The sequence below is a fragment of the Vibrio zhugei genome (assembly GCF_003716875.1).
GTDB classification, from domain to species: Bacteria; Pseudomonadota; Gammaproteobacteria; order Enterobacterales; family Vibrionaceae; genus Vibrio; species Vibrio zhugei.
On sequence record NZ_CP033077.1, the window covers coordinates 789,412 to 810,594 of the forward strand.

Here is a 21,183-nt window from a genome sequence, read left to right on the forward strand (position 1 = left end):
AGCATTCGCCTGTAAAATATCAATACCCTCTAAAGAGAATATTACGGCAATGTAATAATAGTGAAGCCTAGTACAGCATGGCGTGACCGATACAAGATTTCTTGTCCACCAGCAAACGAAAACACGTCGGCTTACTCGTTGTTCTGGCTCACTTGTTCACGCTGCGTCGTTAATTGTTGTGCGATACGATTCACCTCATCCCGCGCAAAAATTTGCTCCAAATCCTGCGAAAGTTTACGTCGCCAATTCGGATACTCATCTACCGTCCCCGGCACATTCACAGGTTTGTCCATCGCGAGCCAATCTTCCAACTGTACACTTAATAACGCTGACTGCCCAGCAGCAACATGTAACTGCAACGCATCACTCAATGCTGTACTCATCGGCACGGACAACGCATCCATACTTATCCCTTCCGGTAAGCGATGGTGCCCAGCAACGGAGTCTAATATCTGCTGTTTATCACGTAACCTTTCATCGAATAAGCGCTGTAATACTGGCTCATCCGGATACAAACCAATCTCAGCGCCCATTTTCAGATCATCGCAATGCCAGAACCCTCGTAGGGTCGGCATATCATGAGTACATAACGTTGCCATCGACTGTTCAGGATAATGAGAAGGAGAAATGTATCCCCCGTCGGTGGGCGATGTCTCGAAGAAAAAGACTTTGTAAGAATGGACGCCGGCATTGCGCAACAAATCCGCCATTTCATCAGGAACGGTCCCCAAATCCTCGCCAATCACGCTGCATTGTTGTCGATGCGATTCCAACGCCAAAATAGACATCATCTCTCTGACGGGGTAATACATATACGCACCATTAATGGCACTCTCTCCTTTCGGAATCCACCATAAACGCAATAATCCCATCACATGGTCAATCCGTAGCGCCCCGCAATGCTGCATATTGCGGCGTAATAATTCAATGAACAACTCATACCCAGTCGCTTGTAAGTGCTCAGGGTTAATCGGTGGTAATCCCCAATTCTGTCCTAATGGGCCGAGAATATCCGGTGGGGCCCCTACGCTGGCATCCAGCACGACGCTGCTATTGTCAGACCACGTTTCTGCCCCTGAATCTGCCACTCCCACCGCAAGATCTCGATAGAGGCCAATCGCCATTCCCAGCTCTATCGCCAATTGCTGAGCCTGCTCGATTTGTTCTGCGGCCACCCACTGCAAATACAAATGCAGCGCCACTTGCTCCGTGTTCTGCTCAGCAAACTCAGTCACAGCCGCATATTCATAACGGCGATACTCGTCTGGAAAAGCAGGCCATCCCCACACGGTATTGGGTTGCTGCTGGAGGTGAGTATGCAATGCATCGAATGTCGCCTGTTGCCATAAACTCGCCCCACCCGCTTCAACAAACCGATGAAACGCCTGGGCTCGCTCAGTATTTGATGAAAGGTGCTGCTGCTTAAATTGCGCATACAACAATGGGAACGCCTGCATTTTTAACGCAGCGACCTGTGAATAATCGACCCATTCCGTTGCTCGCGCCTGCTGTAACTGTTGTACAAAAAGCGGGCTATTGACCAATTCTTGTAACGCCTCGCTATGGGTAAACTCTGGCACCATGGTGACATCAATATAAAATACATTAAGCCAACGACGAGACGATGGGCTATATGGGCTGGCTGCTTCTGGATTGGCGGGAAACAACGCGTGAATCGGGTTCAAACCAACAAAATCGCCTCCTCTCGATGCGATGTCTTTGACTAAATGCTGTAAATCCCCAAAATCTCCCATTCCCCAATTGTGGGCACTTTTTAAAGTGTATAGCTGTATGCTTGGCCCCCACAATTTTTTCCCTTGCTGTAATTCGGGCTGCTTATAACAGGATGGAGGCGCGACAATGATTCGCATGCGATAACACGAAGAGTCTCGTTTGTTGTTCACCATCAATTGATGATAGCCAAGGGGGAGATCACACGGCAACGTCACCATAATGGGGGGATCGGTGTGCTCATAATCGCCAATAACCTCACTTAATGTGCCCTGATACTGCGCTTGCTGCTCAGTCAGCACTTGCCATGACCATGTCTCCATTGAGGAGGAGGCGGGCAATTCGATAGGAAAAGTAATGGCATCCGCTTGATTAACGACGAGAACCGTTGGAATCACGGTGTGTGTCTGTCTTTGCTCGACACTGGCTATCAGGGCTTCATCACTACTGGTGTCGTAACCCAAAGCGAGCAACAACGCTTCGATGACACTGGGTGACACATCGGTATGCTCACCACGCGCGTTGATATAATGGTTGGCTATCGGAATAAACTCAGAGATACGGTGCAACGTTGCGGTATTAATCATCGTCTGACAGCCTCCCAGCTTGACGTTGAATGAGCACTCTCACAATATAAATAAAGGCAAAGTGAGCATTCACTTTGCCTTTATCGATTAACGGGTAACAGGTATCAGCTTCCAAATGCGATTGACATAGTCACGAATACTCCGATCGGAACTAAACTTACCCATCATCGCGGTATTTAAGATGGCTTTCCTTGCCCACACTTGAGTATCACGGTAATCGCGATCAATTGTTTCTTGTGCTTGCACATAGGAAGCAAAATCCGCCAAGACTAAATATGGGTCTCCCCCATTTAACAGACTGTCATAGGTGGCACGTAACTTACCAGGCTCACCAGGCGTGAAGGTTTCATCAACCAAAAGGTCCAGCGACTCTTTAAGTAACGGATCCGCTTGATAGCAATCATAAGGGTTATAGCCGTTGGCCCTCACTTCATCGACACCATCTACATCCAGTCCAAAGATATAAATGTTGTCATCACCGACCTCTTCACGAATCTCAACGTTCGCACCGTCCATCGTTCCGATGGTTAACGCGCCATTCAGTGCTAACTTCATGTTACCCGTGCCCGACGCTTCTTTACCGGCGGTGGAGATTTGCTCGGATACATCGGCCGCAGGGATAATAATTTCAGCGATACTGACGCGATAATCAGGTATGAAGACCACTTTCAATTTATCGTTCGTGTCTGGATCAGCATTGACCGTTTCAGCGATTTTGTTAATCGCATAAATGATCTCTTTCGCTAAATAGTAGCCAGGGGCCGCCTTGGCCCCAAAGAAAAACACCCGTGGATGCATATCGAAGCTCTCGTCCGTTTTTAAACGATGATAAAGCGAGAGTATGTACAACATGTTGAGGTGCTGACGCTTATACTCATGTAAGCGTTTGATCTGAACATCGAAAATCGCATCCGTATTTAACTCAATGTCCATATGCTCTTGAACCCAGTCAGCCAAACGTTGCTTATTGGCTTTCTTCACGGCCATAAATTGTTCTTGAAAGTCGCGATCATCCGCATACTCAGCCATCTTTTCCAATTGCTCAAGATGGGCTGGCCACTTATCACCAATTTTTTGAGAAATCAGTTGAGACAAGTCTGGATTGCAAAACTTCAACCAACGACGCGGCGTAATGCCATTGGTCACATTGGTTAAACGCTCTGGGTATAACGCATGAAATTCTGGGAAGAGATGACGCTTAACTAAATCCGAGTGTAACGCCGCCACGCCATTTACGGCATAAGAGCCGACCACACATAGGTTCGCCATACGCACCATACGATGGAATCCTTCCTGAATGATGGACAGCTTTTGCTGTTTTGAGACATCACCCGGCCATTTATCGCTCACCTCGAGTAAGAAGCGTCGGTTGATCTCATAAATGATTTCCATATGACGAGGTAGCAAACGTTGGATCAAGCTTTCATCCCAAGTCTCTAACGCTTCCGGTAAGAGTGTATGGTTGGTATAGGCAAATGTTTTACTACAAATCCCCCATGCTTGCTCCCAAGGCATTGCCTGTTCGTCGATAAAGATACGCATGAGCTCGGGAATGGCGATGGTTGGATGGGTATCATTCAATTGAATGGTTTCATACTCTGGTAGCTCATCCAATGAAAAGCCCGCTGCGAGATGACGGCGTAAAATATCACGGATAGAAGCCGCACTATGGAAGTACTGCTGCATCAACCGTAATGTCTTCCCTTTCTCATGGTTATCATTGGGATAAAGCACTTTGGTAATGTTGTCGGCATCAATCAACGCATGCTGCGCTTCAAAATAATTGCCATTATTAAAACTTTCTAAAGAGAACGGTGCAATCGCTCGTGCTTCCCACAAACGTAATGGATAAACCGTGTTATTTTCATACCCAACGATCGGCAGATCCCATGGCATGGCTTGCACTTGCATTCCCGGCACCCAAGTTCGACGCTCTTCCCCATCGATGTATTCCACATCAACGTGGCCATAAAAGCCGATATCTTGTTGTAATTCAGGACGAGGGACTTCCCACGGATAACCTTCAATGCCTTGCCAAGCATCGGGAGCCTCTTGTTGGCGGCAGTCTTGGAATGACTGTTTGAACAAACCGTACTCATAATGTAAGCCGTATCCGACGGTGGGATACTCCATCGCCGCACAGGAATCCATAAAACACGCCGCAAGACGGCCTAAGCCTCCGTTACCTAATGATGGGTCGCGCTCTTCTTCCAGCAAATCACTGAGGCTATGCCCCAGTTCCTGCATTGCATCATGAATGTCGTCATACAGACCTAAGCTGATCAGGTTGTTGCCGGTTAAACGGCCAATCAAAAACTCAAGCGACAGGTAATTTAAGCTTTTCGCTTTGATCACCTGTTTATCTTGCTCAGTTTCCAGCAAATTCAACATGGTTAACTCTGCCAGTGCTTTTGCCATGGCTAAGTACCAGACATGAGGAGAAGCATTCTCTACCGTCGTTGCGTACGTGACATTCAAATGACGCTTAACATTGTCTTGAAATAACTTTTTATCAAACGGGTGGGTCTGGGTCGGTTTCATCGAAAGTTCTCGCTTATTGTCATCCATCTAAAAGGCGACGTGCTATACCTGAGGATGACCACTTCATTTCGACTGCGAATCGTCCATGGTTTATCTGGGGTGTAGCACACATCCTGTCACTACGATGCGGTAATCCAACCTGATACAAGCTAATCAAATCAACATGATAAAAACAGGAGGATCCACACTAAAACATAGTCCTGTATAAACATTAGTTGTGCTTTTAGTCAGGCCAATGATATTTCCGATCATTTGTTTCCAATATAAATCTCAGATCACACTCTGTATACGAGCATGCAAACTATTACATTAAAATTCGCAAACTGGTTAAATATTCTACACAATATACTCTGCGATATTGTGAGAGCTTTCACAGTTGAAGTGGATCGGTAAGACAATAAATTTGCAGTAATGCAGTGCAGTAAGGCCAGAAGGCGCGCGGGGTTATTGAATAAGCGAGATAAGCGGAGTAGAAGAAAGCGAAAAAGGTATAGAAAGAATACCGAAAAGAGATTGGATAGAACGAGCGCTATGCCGCCGAGAAACAGAATAATGAGGAAACGCAATACGTTACCTCATTACAACCCTATTCTGGCTTAGAATGGCTTAGGGGCAAATCCGGTCATCGCTTCTAAACGCAATGCTTTGCCTTCTTTGGTCATTGGGTGAACGACAACCAATCCTTTGACCGACTTTTTCAGTTTACCCAAATCGGCTTGCTCTGCTTTGGTTAATTCACGAGAGAACGGCATATCGTTTAAAGTACGGCGCTTTTTATCAACATCGTACTGCAGTTTACTTTTTACTTGGTGCTGTTGCTTTTCAAGTTCAGCAATCTCATTGGTAAAACGACTGATAAGCTCTTGATCGCCGCGCTGACGAGCCGTATCCAGCTTTTTGCGACGCGTCTCAAGGCGATTGTTAAGGTTTTGAAGTTCGGTATTTAAACTCATGAGGCTCTCGGCTCTGTCTAGAAAATAAGGGCGGCAGTATAACACCCATAAAGAAAAAGGCACTCAAAGAGTGCCTTTTTATAAAAATCATTCAAGCGGTGTTTGCTAAATCAATGCCATAGTCGCCAGCTCAAGTCCAAGCACAGAGCTTATTCCCATGACCACAATCAGGGAAGTCTTGAAAACCGATTTTGACCATGTCACATAATCATTGTTTTCAATAGCTCGGAAAGTCACACGCGTCCACATAAAGCACACTGCGCCAGCAACAACTAAATATTCATAGCCAGCTTGGCCAAAGTAGTACAGCGCAAAAGCGACAACATTGAAAGCCACAACATAAGCCATCATATGTTTACGTGCTTTCTCTATCCCTGCAACCACAGGCAGGACTGGGATGTTGGCGTTACGATAATCGTCCATTCTAAACATGGCGATCGCATAAGAATGCGGCATTTGCCATAAACAAAATAGAACGAATAACAGTAAAGCTTCTACGTTAATATAATTGGTCACAGCCACATAACCGACAAGCGGAGGCACTGCACCAGAAATACTTCCCACCAACGTGCCATAAACCGATGTACGTTTATACCACATGGTGTAGAAAAAGACGTAAAACACAAACCCTAACAGTACAACTACAGCCGATAACGGGTTTACCTCCCGATAAATTAGGCCAGTACCCGCCAACAGCAGCACAAGAGCAAAGACAAAAGCGCGATCACTGTCGACTTCCCCTTTGACGAGCAACCGATTACGAGTACGTTGCATTTTGGCATCAATATCTCGATCAAAGATATTATTAACAACACAGCCTGATGCAATGACCATTGCCACGCTCAACAAAGTACATAACAGCGTGTAAGCACTGAATGCCTCTGATTGAGCAGCGAGGAAAAACCCCGCCGCTACTGAGATGAGATTACCAATGATAATCCCTGGCTTAGTTATAGAGAGATAACCTTTAAGCATACAAAAAGCCTACATTGCCATGTTGATGTTGAGGTTCCACATAATCCAGATAGAACCCCCAATCACGATGAAAACAACAATTGCTGAGAACATCAAAGAGACAAAGTTCCAGCGCCCTTCTTCAGTTTTAATTTCCATATGAAGGAAATAAATGAAGTGGACGATTACCTGAATAATGGCACACGTAAACATAATGATGTACGTAGTGGTCTCTGGCAGGCTTTGAGTCGCTGCAAAATAAAATGGCACGATGGTTAATACCAACGCCATAATAAATCCAACAACGTAGCCCTTCACACTAGATTCGGCGTGTTGATTACTCATTGCATCACCCCTACTAAATAAACGAATGTGAAGACACAAATCCAAACAATATCAAGGAAGTGCCAGAAAAGGCTCAAACAGCCAAAGCGCGTTTCCATGGTCTCTGTCAGGCCTTTGGTGCTAAGTTGGATTAAACCAACCGCTAGCCAAATAAGACCAAAGGTCACGTGGATACCGTGAGTCGCGACTAATGCAAAGAATGAAGACAAGAAAGCACTGCTGTCTGGTCCGTAGCCTTCCACAATCAGATGATGGAACTCATAGATTTCCATACCGATGAAGCCAGCGCCTAGTAGGAAGGTAATCACCATCCATAACTTAAGAGCACCAATTTGCTTCTTCTTCATCGCAATCATGCCGAAACCAAACGTAATACTACTTACCAGCAGTAACATGGTTTCCACAAACACGAATGGTAGTTCGAAAATGTCACGCCCAGAAACGCCACCCGCTGTGGCGTTCTCTAGAACTGCATATGTTGCAAATAAACTTGCGAACAAAATACAGTCACTCATCAGGTAAATCCAAAAACCAAATAGCTTGTTGGCACCTGCGTCATGGTGATCGTGTGCATGCTCATTAGCGTGCATGGTTCACCTCCCCATTATTATCCGCATTCTGCTTCGCTTGTGCCGCACGGACACGTTCACGATGCGCTTGTTCAATTGCTTTGATTTCATCGACTTCAACATAGTAATCAACGTCATCGTTAAAGCTATGCCAGATTGACGTTGCAACCACACCGACAATACCAATAATCGCTAACCACCAGATGTACCAGATCATGCCAAAGCCTAAGATAAGAGCAAACAGCGAAACATACATCCCTGTTGGGGTATTTTTCGGCATGTGAATGCGCTCGTATTCGACTTCTTTCTCGATGTCATGTTCACCGCGCTGTTTTTGATACCAGAACGCATCAATTTCATCCGCTTTTGGAATTACAGCAAAGTTGTAGAATGGTGGTGGAGAAGGAATTGACCACTCAAGCGTACGTCCATCCCATGCATCACCCGTTACGTCTAAGTTATCTTCACGATCACGGTAGCTCACATAGAACTGTGTGAATTGACAAATAATGCCGATAGCAACCAGTGCAGTACCAAACGCAGCCACAGCCAAGAATGGGAAGAACTCTGGGTTGATATCTTGGCTGATACGACGAGTCATACCCATAAAGCCAAGCGCGTAAAGTGGCAAGAATGCCAAAATAAAGCCAATCAACCAGAACCAGTACGCACGTTTACCCCAAGTTTCATTCAATTTGAAACCAGAGATTTTTGGGAACCAGTAAGTGATTGCGGCAAAACACCCGAAGACAACACCACCGATAATCACGTTATGGAAGTGCGCAATCAGGAACACAGAGTTATGAAGAACGAAGTCAGCACCTGGTACCGCCATCAATACGCCAGTCATACCACCGATACTGAACGAGATCAGGAAGCCGACCGTCCACATCATAGGGGTAGTCAGGGTAATACGGCCTTTGTACATGGTGAATAGCCAGTTGAAAATCTTAACCCCGGTTGGGATTGAAATGACCATCGTGGCAATACCAAAGAAGGCATTCACATTCGCGCCACCACCCATCGTAAAGAAGTGGTGCAGCCAAACAATAAACGCTAGCACAGTAATAACGATCGTTGCCCATACTAGAGATGTATAACCAAACAGTTTTTTACGTGAGAACGTTGCTGTCACTTCTGAGAACACACCGAATAAAGGCAGAATGAGGATGTACACCTCTGGGTGACCCCATGCCCAAATCAGGTTGATATACATCATCATGTTCCCACCCAAATCATTGGTGAAGAAGTGGAAACCTAAATAGCGGTCCAAAGTTAGCAGTGCAATTGTCACTGTTAAAATTGGGAAAGAGATGATGATCAGGATGTTTGAACACAGTGATGCCCAAGTAAATACTGGCATTTTCATCATTGGCATACTTGGTGCACGCATGCGAAGAATGGTCACAAAGAAGTTCACACCCGTCAACGTCGTACCAACACCAGAGATCTGCAGTGCCCAGATCCAGTAGTCGACACCCACACCCGGACTTGCCTTAATCCCTGACAATGGCGGATACGCCAGCCAACCTGTACGGCCGAACTCACCCAAACCTAACGACATGTTGGTCAGGATTACCCCTACCACAAATAGCCAGAAAGACAAGTTGTTCAAGTACGGGAACGCGACGTCACGAGCACCGATTTGCAACGGAACGATCACGTTCATCAAACCGATGACCAACGGCATCGCTACGAAGAAAATCATGATTACGCCGTGAGCCGTAAAGATCTGATCGTAGTGGTGCGGAGGTAAGTAGCCCGCTTCACCCGCAGCGGATAACGCTTGCTGGCTTCGCATCATCACCGCATCAGTAAATCCCCGTACCAACATAACCATGGCGACGGCAATATACATAAAGCCCAGTTTTTTATGGTCTACTGATGTAAACCACTCGTTCCATAGGTACTGCCATTTGCCAGCTTTTGTTATCAAGCCAACAACCGTTAAACCTACAATAGCAATGATTGCCATTGTTACCACGATAATAGGCTCGTGATATGGAATCGATTCTAAAGTTAACCTTCCAAACATCTCAATTACCCTTTATGTTCAGTCGTATCAGCATGTTCCGACTCATGCGTATCAGCGTCCATATTCATGTGCATAGACTCTGAAGAATGTGATTTTTCGAACTGCTCTCTCTTAGAATGCATATCTGCCATCATGTTGCCTGGATACTGAAGCACAACATCATTAAACAATCCCTTAGGAACTGATGAGAAATATGTAACAGGATCATTCTCACTTGGCGCTGCAAGCTTACGGTAATCAGAAAAATCATGAATCGATTTATCAGAAGTTTTCACCTTAGCGACCCACTCGTTAAAGCTTGCTTGGTCCGGTAATGCAACCGCTTTAAACTTCATATGAGAGAAACCATGTCCGCTATAGCTTGCACCGATACCACGATACTCGCCTGCTTCATTCGCGATAAGATGTAAACGAGTCACCATGCCAGGCATTGCATAGAGCTGACTTCCTAAACTAGGAATGAAGAAGGAGTTCATAATGTTGTCAGCGACTAGCTTAAACTTCACCGGTGTTTTCTCTGGGAAAGCTACGTAGTTAACAGTAGCGATCTTTTGATCCGGATAGATAAATAGCCATTTCCAATCTAATGCCACCACTTGGATAGTCATTGTTTCTTGACCATCTTTCGCGATCGGTTTAGATGGCTCTAAGCGATGCGTTGAGTGCCATGTTATCGTTGCAAGAATCGCAATGATAACGATAGGAACTATCCACACAACCAACTCTATTTTCGTTGAGTGTGACCACTCCGGTGCATACTCTTCTTGTTTTGTATTATTGGCCCGATACTTGTAGGCGAAATAAATCGTCATCAGTATCACTGGAATGACAACAATCAGCATAAGAACCAGAGCAGTAAGAATCAGCTCTTTCTCTTGAACACCGATGTCGCCTTTCGGATCAAGTAATACAAACTTACATCCCGAAAGAGCGAGGGCTAGCATAAGTATCCCTGCCTTCGATATGATGCTTTTATATCTTGAGGCTTCCATTGACTTTCTCGACTGTTTTATTTGCAAATTCCAAAAACTAAAGTGAGCACTTTAGGAATCTGCGGTGGATTTACAGGTTTTTTAATGCGCTGATCAAACGATCAGATTCCATAATGAAATGTTCACAAAGAGTGTATTATCATGGATAAGAGCTCTATATAAAACAACAAGTAGAGAACAGTTATCACATAATAAAAACATTCCTTTACAAAGAGCGCATTATGCTTACAAAAGTGGGCAATCACAGTATATTAAAATGCAATCTTAACTTTCATTTATGATGATACCAAAATAATGCCCTCTTTAGATAGTCTCATCTCTATCCATATGTAGAGTGTAGTCGTCACGTGATAGCGTGCGTATAAAATACGCTATTTTGCAACAATCCCCACATTACGTGCGGTAAATCATGTATCGTTCGAGACAACACTGCATACCCCACTCTCATATCGATGCTCCAAAACCTAATGAACACATGACTTCGCGACCTTTTTGTTAATCACCGATGTTCGATTTCAGTGAGCTTAACACACGCAAAATGAGCATTCATGCAGTGAATACCCTACGACACAAAACGTCGCTGCATACCACGCTATAGACGAATAAACGCGTTCGCATTGAGGCCTGTTCCCCTCTGAAGCGAAAGCCTCTTACGCTAACGGACTGGACATCCCATGCACCGCATATCGATGCCATTGACTGACAAGCGACATTACAATCACAAAGGAGCGATCCCATCGTGACCAGATATGTGAGTGGACACTCACTGACTTAGACGATGACTAACGTAACAATGTTAACGGTTTGCGTATCTTATGCAATCCATTCACAAACTTTTACGGCATAAACATAAAAAAACCGGACACGAGGTCCGGTTTATCGCTGTCTATACGCTCACAAACAGTCAATATTACGCTAGATTGGCGTTGTGATAGACCTGCTGAACATCATCACAGTCATCCAATAAATCCAAGAATTTTTGGAAGACTTCTGCATCTTCGCCCGTCACATCCGTATAGGTTTGCGGAACAAAGGTGATTTCCTCTACATCAATCTCTGTGTCTGGGAACGCTTCAGTCAATGCCGTTTTGGCTTTGAAGAATTCAGTATGAGGAGCAAAAACCGTTACTACACCGTCTTCAGCTTCGACATCACTGACATCAATATCAGCCATCATCAACGCTTCCAATACAGGCTCGTCATCTTCGCCTTTAAATTGGAATACCGCTTGATGCTCAAACATGTGTGATACGGTACCTGGGCTACCAATTTTCGCCCCTGTTTTCACAAAGCACTGACGAACGTCTTGGAACGTACGATTACCGTTGTCGGTTAAACAGTCGACGATCACACTTGCACCGCCAGGGCCAAAACCTTCATAACGAGCGGTTTCATAATCTTCACCACCGCCGCCACGGGCTTTGTCTAGCGCTTTATCAATAACATGGCCTGGAACATTGTCTTTCTTCGCTTTCGATATGAGAGCACGAAGCGATAAGTTTGCTTCCGGGTCTGCGCCACCATTTTTCGCACAAACGTAAATTTCTTTACCGTATCTGGAAAAGACTTTAATTTTTGCGCCTTGAGTTTTCGCCATTGAGGCTTTGCGCACTTCAAAACTTCTTCCCATCGGGATGTTCTCTCTGGTTCTGTATATTGCGGAGGATTTTAGCAGAAGAAAACGTCATTTCAATTTCCCCCTGCAAAGACATAAGCGTTCGTCTAAGCGACGCCCATCACTCGTTTGTATTTATCGACAGATTGTTGAAACCACTGCTTTTCATCATCATGACGAATGGATTTCAGTTGCTGAGTGATTGCGTCTGGTCCTGACTTCCCCTGCTTGATTTTCCAAACAATAAAAGAGGCTTGTTTATCGAGCTCGATTTTATTTTTTTCTTTGGGATCTAGCTGCGCAAGGTTGTAAGACATGCTGGTACTCTTCAATCGAAACACTTAGCTGAGCAATATAGCATAGAGACAATAGAAAAATTAAGGGGAAAAGTGCGTAATACCAGTGAATCCACCAATAAACATCCAAAAATATGAAGGGTGGCATTCGCCACCCTTCTGAATTCAATCACGTGTGAGTGTATTAGTCTAACAGACCAAGTTCGCGAGCTTCCTCAATCGATAAACCGCTATCTCGTATATCACGCATAATTTCGATGCGACGACGAGCTTCCGCTGACTTTATTCCTTTGCCCTCACCTTGCAGAGCATCAACTTCATCCATAAAGTCCCATTTGCTTGCCATATTAGCCATATCGTCATGGTTAAGAGAATTAATTGACATTGGGTACCTCCAAAAAACCATGTATTGGACAAGGTCATCTTTATCAAACCTTACCCACTATGTTAAGCACTTTAGAGATGGATTGTGAAGTAAACCTAAGATTGTCAATATAGCGCATAAGGCTGTTCAATAATTTTTGTAACTTGTTCGAGGTCGCTATATCTTTAGAAGATCCGCGTCGCATTTTACTCTAGCTGACTGAGGATCCATGCCAGACGATCATCGGCATTATGACAATGTTCATTTCGAATTGCCCAATAAGCGATAACCACCGCTGGAGTTTTTCTCACTCAGCGGACGCATGATCAAGGGAAAAGAGACAGGCAAAAAAAAAGCGAGGACTCTAAGAGTACTCGCCAAAACTATTCAGAATGAATGTAATAACAATATGAGCCAATCTATGTAGTTAGATAGGACAAAAGGTTGTCTATTCGGGGTAAAGAATACCCAGCTTGACGGTGAGCAATGTCAGACTTACGTCAAGCTTATGTTGATTGTTTGTTGATATCTAGACTTCTAAGGTTAATTCATCTAGCACTTGGAAAACGCTGTCATCCAGGTGCCCTTCTAAAATTTTCTTACTCACCTTGCGTCGTACCGCAAGCCCAGAGATAAGGCGCTCTATGGATAAGTGACGGCGGTTGGATTGGGAGTTATACAGCTCGATGACTTTACTCAGGGTTTCATAAGGCACGACCTGCTCGCCCACTTTGAGTAGCTCAAGCTTATCAATCAACTCGACACACTCTTCTCGAATCGAGTTAGGAGAATGTCCTGTCATCGCGGCTAACGCAATGATACTGCGTTCTAGCGCTTCTGAAGAGGTATATTTCGATAATGTAATGGTGATCTCGTCGGCATTTATTTCAACCAAGTGCTTACGCAACTTAACTCGTCTCCCGAGATTCCCTCTCGACGAAGAAGGCTTACGTTGAATCGGTTCAAATTCACCATCGATAATTTGCGACAATTCTTCGAGTTTTTGTTTCGATACCATTTCGTTACGCAGCGGATTAGGCAGTGTAGGCGCCATATTGCGTTTACCTGCATTCGTAGTACGAGCGCGAGAATAGCGTAAAACTTCTTCCACATCGCACTTGATATCGACTTCATAATCTTGCACTTTGTTTTTCTCAACCAATGTGGTGATCGTCAAGTGATATCCCCATAGGTTGACAACAAACATGCTCTGATCGCCTTTACCTTCAGAGAGCTTTCTTAATTCACGAATCAGATCCATCGAAAAGCGTCGCCACTCAATATTACGAGCAAGCTTTTGATTTAACTCACTTAATAACATAACGTCAGTATGACGACGTGACATTCGGCTTCGAAAGTAAGAATACAATTGGAACACCAGAGTATGTTGGCGAAGAATTTCTGGTGGAAATAAGAAAAAGTAGTCGCGAGTTAACAATTCTTCAAAAAACGAAGGTTCCCAAACCAGAATGTATAAATTCGGTTTTATACGAATTTCACCATCACTATTTTCCGTTGGTGCTTCTTCTGAAGCGGTTATGGTGCGAGCTAGGAAACGAAACCGATCACTTTTAAAGCCTTCTGGCATATTTTCACTTAACCAACGTCCGGTAAGCTCGTGGAGTTGGAAATCGGTAAATTCGATCCGATCAATGCTATCTCGAATAGAATCCCTCGCAGGACCGCTGTCTTTTTTGCCGCGTAATTGAAGAATATCGGTAATGTACAATGGGGTCTTATTAGGCACATGACTGGCATTGAGATGATAATCTTCTTGATGAGAGTCGTGATATTGCACTGTGAGTGTGAACAGGGCAAATAACGTCATGAGATCGTCAACGGTCATGATATTTTTTGACGATCGTGTTTCGATCACAGCGCGTGTTCCTGAGATCGATACCATGGATTTTTGATATTGTTTACGAGTACGTGGCGGAGCAAGTGCCTGATCGATAATTCCCGCCCAATTTGTCGGTGAGACAATAAATTGGTCGGCTTCGTCTTTCATGGCTGGTGGCATATTCAAACCATGCTCATGCAACAAGCGTTGATTCACTTGAGTTTGAGCTAATGCTTTAGAGCGCTTGCGTTTTTCAGATTGTTTGACCGAGTCGGTAACAAGGCTAGTTGAACCCAATACCGAGATAAGTTGATTGGGATTAATGAAACGATGCAGCATGGTTTTTCCGGCCAGTCCCTCTTCGAACTTAACAGGAATCTGCATAAACAAACCCACTTGCACGGCTGCACGTAACCGTTGTTGAATGGCCGCGCGTGTTAACTTTCCATCGGTCGCTTCAATAAGCTCTGTCGTTGACACCAATCCATCTTTGCTACGAAAACCCTGTAGCGAGATCAAATTCAATAATTCGATGATGCTTTTGGTGACGCCTTTGAAATGTTGGTATTGTTCAATCCAATCTACGGCAATTTCTGATACTTCAAATAGATGCCCATCTTTGTGCGATCGTGGGGCTTTAATCAATAATTTTTCTTCAGAGCTCATATCTGTTTCCGCATCACGTTAACCGTAATATCGCTATGTTTCCATGAAGCATAATGAAGTTTTGATCATAAATAAAGAAAAATCTTTAAGTTTTAAATAACTGATCTTTTTGCTTAATCTGATTAATATTGATTAATATGATCATATGATCTGGCTTTGAAATAGCATGTAAGATTATGTTTTTAAAGGCAATAAATTTTTATCTCTCGAAAGCATGATCATTGAATAACTGAAACCATGATCATGATAGTAAAGAAAGCATGATCATGTGATTGCGAATCGATGATCATCATGGATTCGCACACATGATCAAAGACATTCCGCAACAATGATCATCGTGTGATCACAGGTTATCCACAGAACGATCGTCTTTTTGTCATCGGCTGAAGATATACTGCGTCATTTTAGCTATTTTATGTCATTTCCAATGTGGATTTATCGCGTATTTGTCACGAAAGCATGATCAAGGTAAGTCATATTCGTGGCTCATTGCTGCTATTTTAAGCGTTTTTCGTCATGCAGTGACAGATGCCAGTCATTGTGCGCCAATCCCCCTTCACAACTGCCTATCGCGTAAACATGATCAAGGCAAGTCATGCGGCACTCTCGTGATTTCGACAACCTTGCATCGTATTGTCTAACCGGTTTGATATGGCTTTATGCATTGGTACATCTGACGTTTGCCGTAACTTAGCCATAATTTATCATGCTTCCGTAAGGATCATTATCTTGATCATTGATCCGTCCTTACCCTCTTGCATCTGACTCATTGATGATATTGATTATCGACGAAATTTCGCTTGATCATCGTTCCGATATGGTCGATCTCGACAGGAAGCATGATCATGATGACGTCCTTGATCATGCTTCCAATATGGTATTGTTGTACTCACGAGATCGTATTTTATGATAATGTGCTCTTGATTCAGTGATTTTTTGTAGGTATTCAATTTGAAATGACACATACCGTAATTTAGCGAGCGAATGTAATCGTTCCGAGCTAACTGAGTTGGATAAACGTATTGAGTCAGTTAGTTTACATTGTAAATAAGTGACGCTGTCACATTTTAAATGTTTGCGAGTTTTGACGACAAGTATTAACAAAAAATTGATGATGTTTATTGAGTTTGTTCATACTATAGCTAAATTAAGTTGTATTTAATGCGATATCTCGATATAAGTATTCGTACACCTTTTTGTTGTAAATTAATTGCTATGCTGTACAATTCAATTATCAAGGCCCTACTGACGGAATCAGGCAATGAAACGAGAAAATACGATTGAAAATCTCTACCAACTCGCTGAGCAAACTCAACAAGTACAAGCGGATCGCATAGAGATAGTTTTAGAAGAGCGGCGTGATGAACATTTTCCACCGATGTCTAAGGCATTAATGGAAACGCGTTCAGGATTAACTCGTCGTAAACTGGATGATGCGATTGCCAAGCTAGAAGCGGCAGGCCATCAATTTACTAAAAATAACGCAAATCATTATTCAATTTCTCTCGCTGAAGCACACATGTTGATGGATGCGGCGGGCGTGCCGAAGTTTCATGAACGTAAGAAAAGTGCGGATAATAAGCCCTGGATCGTCAATGTTCAGAACCAAAAGGGTGGCACGGGAAAATCCATGACGGCGGTACATTTAGCCGCTTGCCTCGCATTGAACTTGGATAAACGTTACCGTATTTGTCTTATCGACTTGGACCCGCAAGGGTCACTGCGCCTATTTTTGAACCCACAAGTTAGCTTAAGTGAAAATGCCAATATCTACTCAGCCGTTGATATTATGCTGGATAACGTTCCTGAAGGCACTGAAGTCGATAGCGAGTTTTTGGACAAAAACGTATTACTGCCAACTCAGTATCCTAACTTACGGACGATTTCTGCCTTCCCAGAAGACGCTATGTTTAATGCAGAGGCGTGGCAGCATTTGTCCAAGAATCAATCGTTGGATATTGTGCGTCTGTTGAAACAGAAACTGATTGATAAGATTGCCGATGATTTTGATATCATCATGATTGATACTGGGCCACACGTTGATCCGTTGGTGTGGAATGCAATGTACGCGTCCAATGCCTTGCTCATTCCGTGTGCGGCAAAACGGTTAGATTGGGCGTCGACGGTGAACTTCTTTCAACATCTCCCAACGGTGTATGAAATGTTTCCCGCGGATTGGCAGGGGTTGGAGTTTGTGCGCCTGATGCCGACCATGTTTGAAGATGATAATAAAAAACAGGTGTCGGTATTAACCGAAATGAATTATTTGTTGGGGGATCAAGTCATGATGGCGACGATTCCTCGTAGTCGTGCTTTTGAAACTTGTGCTGATACATACAGCACCGTATTTGACCTTACGTCCGGCGATTTTGAAGGCGGTAAGAAGACATTAGCTACCGCTCAAGATGCAGTACAAAAAAGTTCTTTAGAACTCGAGCGCGTTCTTCATAGTAACTGGGCTTCCTTGAATCAGGGGTAATGAAAAAATGGCATTAAAAACATCTGAGCTGAATGCAAAATTGTTTGGTAAAGCAGATAAGCGCCGTGCGACCACACCGTTGGAAGCGCAAACCGCTGCGAAGGAACAAGCTCAAGTTATTGAATTAGCTGTGGCTGGTGAGCAGCAAGTCACGTTTGAATTGATGAGTATACCCGCGGAGCAAGTACAATCGGCGACGGTTGTGTTTGCTGAAAACGCTCGTGAACAGGCGTTTTTGAATGAACATGCGTTGTCGGATGTGTTAACTACGCTGCGTGATAAAGGTCAACAATACCCAGCGGTAGGGCGTCGGTCTGCGGACGGTAAGATTGAAGTGCTTGATGGTAGCCGCCGTCGGATGTCGTGTATTTTGGCGGGCAAACCATTCTTGATTTATGTTGCCAATAACATTAATGCTGAGCATGCAAAATTTCTTTCTGATGTCGCGAACGCGCATAAACCACTATCTTTGTATGAACGCGGCAAAGAAATGCAAGCGAAGCTTGATAGTGGTGAGGCGACGGATCAAAAAGCATTGGCTCGTATGTTCCAATGCAGCGAGGCGTTAGTGAGTGGTGCGTTGAAAGCGGCGGCGCTTCCGCTTGAGTTATTGAAAGCTTACCCGAATGTGGTTGAGTTAGGCCGACCAACTATCGTCAAACTGCATAAACAGTTCAGCGAGCTAGATAGTGAAAAACAGCAGCAGTTGGTTGAACGTTGTTATGACAACGGCACGTATGTCTGGCAGCGTTGTGAGGCTCAAGGCGTATCTCGTATCACCAAAGAAGTGACTGAGATGCTAGAAGAGTGGATTAAAGATCTCGAACCGCCCAAGCAAAAAGAAAGTGCCAAAGTCGATCTCATCAAAGGACGTGCGAGTTACGTTCGTAAAGGTACCAATCTATCGCTGAATATGAAAAAGGTCGATGATGAGACAATGAGTGAAATCTTGGCGTTTATTGAGAGTAAACTTCAGTAATCAACGCTCTGTCACTCCGTTTTCTATGAACCCGCCTTGGCGGGTTTTTTGTGCTTGAAGAAAAAACTCGATTCTTCTACGTGTTGCGTTCGTCAGTTTTCAGTCTGTGATACCATCAAACCGTGTACTTAACTAGATGATGAACATGACGTCTGAACATACTTTTCTACAGAACTTGCACCACATAGCGATAACGCGAAATTGCCGATTTGGTGTTGTTGTCGAGGATACAGAACGTTGCTCTCTCGAGATTTGCCAGACAGTGATTGAGCACTGGCCACGAGAGCAACGTATTCTATGTTTCGGTTTCAACGGTGGCGAGCGTTGTTGCAACTTATCCACTCATCAAGGCCAGCAAATCTTGGGGCAAGAAAGCCATTTAATGATTTGGAATTTATCCCAGCCTTGGGATGCGAATAGTTTCAGTGCAGCGATAGGAACGTTGTCTGGTGGTGGATTACTGATTTTTATTGGTCAGTTGCAAGAGTCTTCGGCGGCCAATCAATGGTTAAATCAGAAATTGTCTCATCTGTTGCGGTTGACGAGACAATCTGTGCCAGCCCTACCCTCAGAGCATATGACTGGACAAGACAATGACCCGTATAGCGAGCAGCAGACCGCTGTCGATTCCATCCTGCGTGTTGCCAAAGGACATCGCAAACGTCCATTGATTCTCACCGCTGATAGAGGACGAGGGAAAACCAGCGCTTTGGGAATTGCGAGTGCCGAACTGATGCAATCAAGCCAGCTTCGCATCGCCGTTACTGCGCCCACAAAACGTGCCATCGTCCCTTTGTTTACTCATTTACTCGCGCACGCCCCGGATGTCTCGCAACGCAAAGACGGCTTCTACCTCGGCCAAGCATCGCTTAAATTTGTGGCGATGGACCAACTGCTACAAGAACTTGATCTCTACGATTTCGTTTTGGTGGATGAAGCCGCCGCGTTTCCTGTTCCTATGCTGCAATCATTAGTCGAGCAACATCATCGCCTTGTATTTTCGACCACGATCAATGGCTATGAAGGATGCGGGCGTGGTTTTACTCTGACGTTCCAGCGGTGGCTAAGGCAGCAACGGCCCGAGACCCGTCTTATGCATATGACTCAACCCATCCGATGGTGTTCTGGCGATCCGCTTGAAGCATGGTATCGCGATACGCTGTTGTTAAACCATCGGTTACCGACGCTTAAAGACGCTACAGGTTATGAGTTACGTCAACTGACGGCGCAGAACATGCTTGATGACACTGGGTTGTTGCAGCAGATTTTTACGCTATTGGTGAGTGCCCATTATCAAACGTCTCCTAATGATGTCTTCCAAGTACTCACGGATGAGGCGATACGCATCGTCGCAGCATTTCGAGGAGATACGGTCGTCGGGTGTGTATTAGGCGTCTTAGAAGGCCAGTTGGATCCTTCACTTGTGACGGATATTTGTTTGGGTAAACGACGGCCTCGAGGGCATTTGGGGGCGGTCACGTTGGCCAATCAATTAGGCATTGCCAGCGCGGCTGAGCAAGCGAGTCTGAGAGTGATGCGAATTGCTGTTCACCCAGACGTTCAAGGGCAGGGGATTGGCAGTCAGTTGCTGCGTTTTGTTGGCGATCAAGTGCGCACAGATTTTCTTTCCACCAGTTTCGGTTGCACTCCTTCCTTGTTAGCGTTTTGGCGTAACAACGGATTTGTCACCGTTAAGTTAGGCTCTAAACGTGATCAGGCGAGTGGCCGCTATTCTGCACTCATGGTTAAAGCGAATAACCTCCAGTGGTTAGCTGAGGCATTACAACAATTTCGCACACAGTTGCTGTTTGAATTGAATGATACTTTTCGCGCCGTCGAGACAGCGGTGTTAATGCCGTTAGTGGGAGAGGCGCTTATCGGGCAAACGTATCCAGTGAGTGATGTATCTTACTCATTGGTACATCGCTATGCGTTGGGCGGCAGTAATTATGAATCTGTCGCGGGTAACCTATATCAGATTATCCTCGCGCGTCTTACTATGCAGCAACCCGTGTCGAGTCTATTGTTTAATAAAGTGGTCCAAAAACGTTCATGGGGCGAATGCGCTCGGCAGCATAATTTGACTGGGAAAAAGCAGGTTGAACAGACAATCTGTGCGGAGCTGCAAACGTGGGATTATTTACAGTGTAAATGAGGGTGTGAGTCGGCTAACTATTTACACTGTAAATGGAAGGCTGTTATTGGTTAGGTTTACACTGTAAATTGTCAATCAATGC

15 protein-coding genes are annotated in these 21,183 nt (G+C 44.6%); 3 read left to right on the forward strand and 12 right to left on the reverse strand.

Translation table 11 applies throughout. From position 1 onward, the window contains the following. Window positions 1-131 precede the first annotated feature (131 nt). The 12 genes from malQ to EAE30_RS03710 all read right to left on the reverse strand — a co-directional run bounded on the left by malQ (window position 132) and on the right by EAE30_RS03710 (window position 15,488). Window positions 132-2,318: a 4-alpha-glucanotransferase gene (malQ, locus tag EAE30_RS03655; RefSeq protein WP_123014718.1), complete on the reverse strand. Its 2,187-nt coding sequence runs from the start codon at window positions 2,316-2,318 to the stop codon at window positions 132-134. Window positions 2,319-2,405: 87 nt separating this feature from the next. Then, on the reverse strand, window positions 2,406-4,859 hold the full coding sequence (locus EAE30_RS03660) for a glycogen/starch/alpha-glucan phosphorylase (RefSeq protein WP_123014719.1): 2,454 nt from the start codon (window positions 4,857-4,859) through the stop codon (window positions 2,406-2,408). Between the two features lie 596 nt (window positions 4,860-5,455). Further along, window positions 5,456-5,812, reverse strand: coding sequence for a YibL family ribosome-associated protein (locus tag EAE30_RS03665; protein WP_123014720.1), 357 nt, complete (start codon window positions 5,810-5,812; stop codon window positions 5,456-5,458). Window positions 5,813-5,917: 105 nt separating this feature from the next. Further along, on the reverse strand, window positions 5,918-6,787 hold the full coding sequence (gene cyoE / locus EAE30_RS03670) for a heme o synthase (RefSeq protein WP_123014721.1): 870 nt from the start codon (window positions 6,785-6,787) through the stop codon (window positions 5,918-5,920). A 9-nt stretch (window positions 6,788-6,796) separates the two neighbouring features. After that, window positions 6,797-7,111, reverse strand: coding sequence for a cytochrome o ubiquinol oxidase subunit IV (gene cyoD, locus EAE30_RS03675; RefSeq protein WP_123014722.1), 315 nt, complete (start codon window positions 7,109-7,111; stop codon window positions 6,797-6,799). Further along, window positions 7,108-7,701 (reverse strand): cytochrome o ubiquinol oxidase subunit III, encoded by a 594-nt coding sequence (cyoC, locus tag EAE30_RS03680; protein WP_123014723.1) that lies wholly within the window; start codon window positions 7,699-7,701, stop codon window positions 7,108-7,110. Before cyoC ends, cyoD begins: the two co-directional genes overlap by 4 nt. Next, window positions 7,691-9,715, reverse strand: a complete 2,025-nt coding sequence (cyoB, locus tag EAE30_RS03685; RefSeq protein ID WP_123014724.1) for a cytochrome o ubiquinol oxidase subunit I — start codon at window positions 9,713-9,715, stop codon at window positions 7,691-7,693. The genes cyoC and cyoB overlap by 11 nt, the downstream gene beginning before the upstream one ends. 5 nt (window positions 9,716-9,720) lie before the next feature. Then, on the reverse strand, window positions 9,721-10,707 hold the full coding sequence (cyoA, locus tag EAE30_RS03690) for a ubiquinol oxidase subunit II (RefSeq protein ID WP_123014725.1): 987 nt from the start codon (window positions 10,705-10,707) through the stop codon (window positions 9,721-9,723). Between the two features lie 910 nt (window positions 10,708-11,617). Continuing rightward, window positions 11,618-12,337 carry a YebC/PmpR family DNA-binding transcriptional regulator gene (locus tag EAE30_RS03695; protein ID WP_123014726.1) on the reverse strand — a complete coding sequence of 240 codons (720 nt, stop codon included), beginning with the start codon at window positions 12,335-12,337 and terminating at the stop codon, window positions 11,618-11,620. A 92-nt stretch (window positions 12,338-12,429) separates the two neighbouring features. Beyond that, a complete protein-coding gene (locus tag EAE30_RS03700) occupies window positions 12,430-12,639 on the reverse strand; it encodes a DUF3283 family protein (protein ID WP_123014727.1) in 210 nt (69 codons plus the stop codon). Window positions 12,640-12,802: 163 nt separating this feature from the next. Further along, window positions 12,803-13,003 carry a hypothetical protein gene (locus tag EAE30_RS03705; RefSeq protein ID WP_123014728.1) on the reverse strand — a complete coding sequence of 67 codons (201 nt, stop codon included), beginning with the start codon at window positions 13,001-13,003 and terminating at the stop codon, window positions 12,803-12,805. Between the two features lie 508 nt (window positions 13,004-13,511). After that, the gene (locus EAE30_RS03710; protein ID WP_123014729.1) at window positions 13,512-15,488 is read right to left on the reverse strand and encodes a replication initiator protein RctB domain-containing protein; all 1,977 of its coding nucleotides are present in this window, start codon (window positions 15,486-15,488) and stop codon (window positions 13,512-13,514) included. A 1,261-nt stretch (window positions 15,489-16,749) separates the two neighbouring features. On the opposite strand from EAE30_RS03710, the gene EAE30_RS03715 reads away from it, so the two are divergent. From EAE30_RS03715 to EAE30_RS03725, 3 genes are all read left to right on the forward strand, one after another. Next, entirely contained in the window at window positions 16,750-17,967 is a 1,218-nt protein-coding gene (locus EAE30_RS03715) for a ParA family protein (RefSeq protein ID WP_123014730.1), read from the forward strand. 7 nt (window positions 17,968-17,974) lie between these two features. Further along, window positions 17,975-18,946 (forward strand): ParB/RepB/Spo0J family partition protein, encoded by a 972-nt coding sequence (locus EAE30_RS03720; RefSeq protein ID WP_123014731.1) that lies wholly within the window; start codon window positions 17,975-17,977, stop codon window positions 18,944-18,946. A gap of 145 nt (window positions 18,947-19,091) precedes the next feature. After that, a complete protein-coding gene (locus EAE30_RS03725) occupies window positions 19,092-21,101 on the forward strand; it encodes a GNAT family N-acetyltransferase (protein WP_164711783.1) in 2,010 nt (669 codons plus the stop codon). The last annotated feature ends 82 nt before the right edge of the window (window positions 21,102-21,183 follow it).

Excerpts from the sequence above, each read along its gene's own strand:
- malQ (WP_123014718.1), bottom strand. The coding sequence starts at position 2,318 with ATGATTAATACCGCAACGTTGCACCGTATCTCTGAGTTTATTCCGATA.
- EAE30_RS03660 (WP_123014719.1), bottom strand. The coding sequence starts at position 4,859 with ATGAAACCGACCCAGACCCACCCGTTTGATAAAAAGTTATTTCAAGAC.
- EAE30_RS03665 (WP_123014720.1), bottom strand. The coding sequence starts at position 5,812 with ATGAGTTTAAATACCGAACTTCAAAACCTTAACAATCGCCTTGAGACG.
- cyoE (WP_123014721.1), bottom strand. The coding sequence starts at position 6,787 with ATGCTTAAAGGTTATCTCTCTATAACTAAGCCAGGGATTATCATTGGT.
- cyoD (WP_123014722.1), bottom strand. The coding sequence starts at position 7,111 with ATGAGTAATCAACACGCCGAATCTAGTGTGAAGGGCTACGTTGTTGGA.
- cyoC (WP_123014723.1), bottom strand. The coding sequence starts at position 7,701 with ATGCACGCTAATGAGCATGCACACGATCACCATGACGCAGGTGCCAAC.
- cyoB (WP_123014724.1), bottom strand. The coding sequence starts at position 9,715 with ATGTTTGGAAGGTTAACTTTAGAATCGATTCCATATCACGAGCCTATT.
- cyoA (WP_123014725.1), bottom strand. The coding sequence starts at position 10,707 with ATGGAAGCCTCAAGATATAAAAGCATCATATCGAAGGCAGGGATACTT.
- EAE30_RS03695 (WP_123014726.1), bottom strand. The coding sequence starts at position 12,337 with ATGGGAAGAAGTTTTGAAGTGCGCAAAGCCTCAATGGCGAAAACTCAA.
- EAE30_RS03700 (WP_123014727.1), bottom strand. The coding sequence starts at position 12,639 with ATGTCTTACAACCTTGCGCAGCTAGATCCCAAAGAAAAAAATAAAATC.
- EAE30_RS03705 (WP_123014728.1), bottom strand. The coding sequence starts at position 13,003 with ATGTCAATTAATTCTCTTAACCATGACGATATGGCTAATATGGCAAGC.
- EAE30_RS03710 (WP_123014729.1), bottom strand. The coding sequence starts at position 15,488 with ATGAGCTCTGAAGAAAAATTATTGATTAAAGCCCCACGATCGCACAAA.
- EAE30_RS03715 (WP_123014730.1), top strand. The coding sequence starts at position 16,750 with ATGAAACGAGAAAATACGATTGAAAATCTCTACCAACTCGCTGAGCAA.
- EAE30_RS03720 (WP_123014731.1), top strand. The coding sequence starts at position 17,975 with ATGGCATTAAAAACATCTGAGCTGAATGCAAAATTGTTTGGTAAAGCA.
- EAE30_RS03725 (WP_164711783.1), top strand. The coding sequence starts at position 19,092 with ATGACGTCTGAACATACTTTTCTACAGAACTTGCACCACATAGCGATA.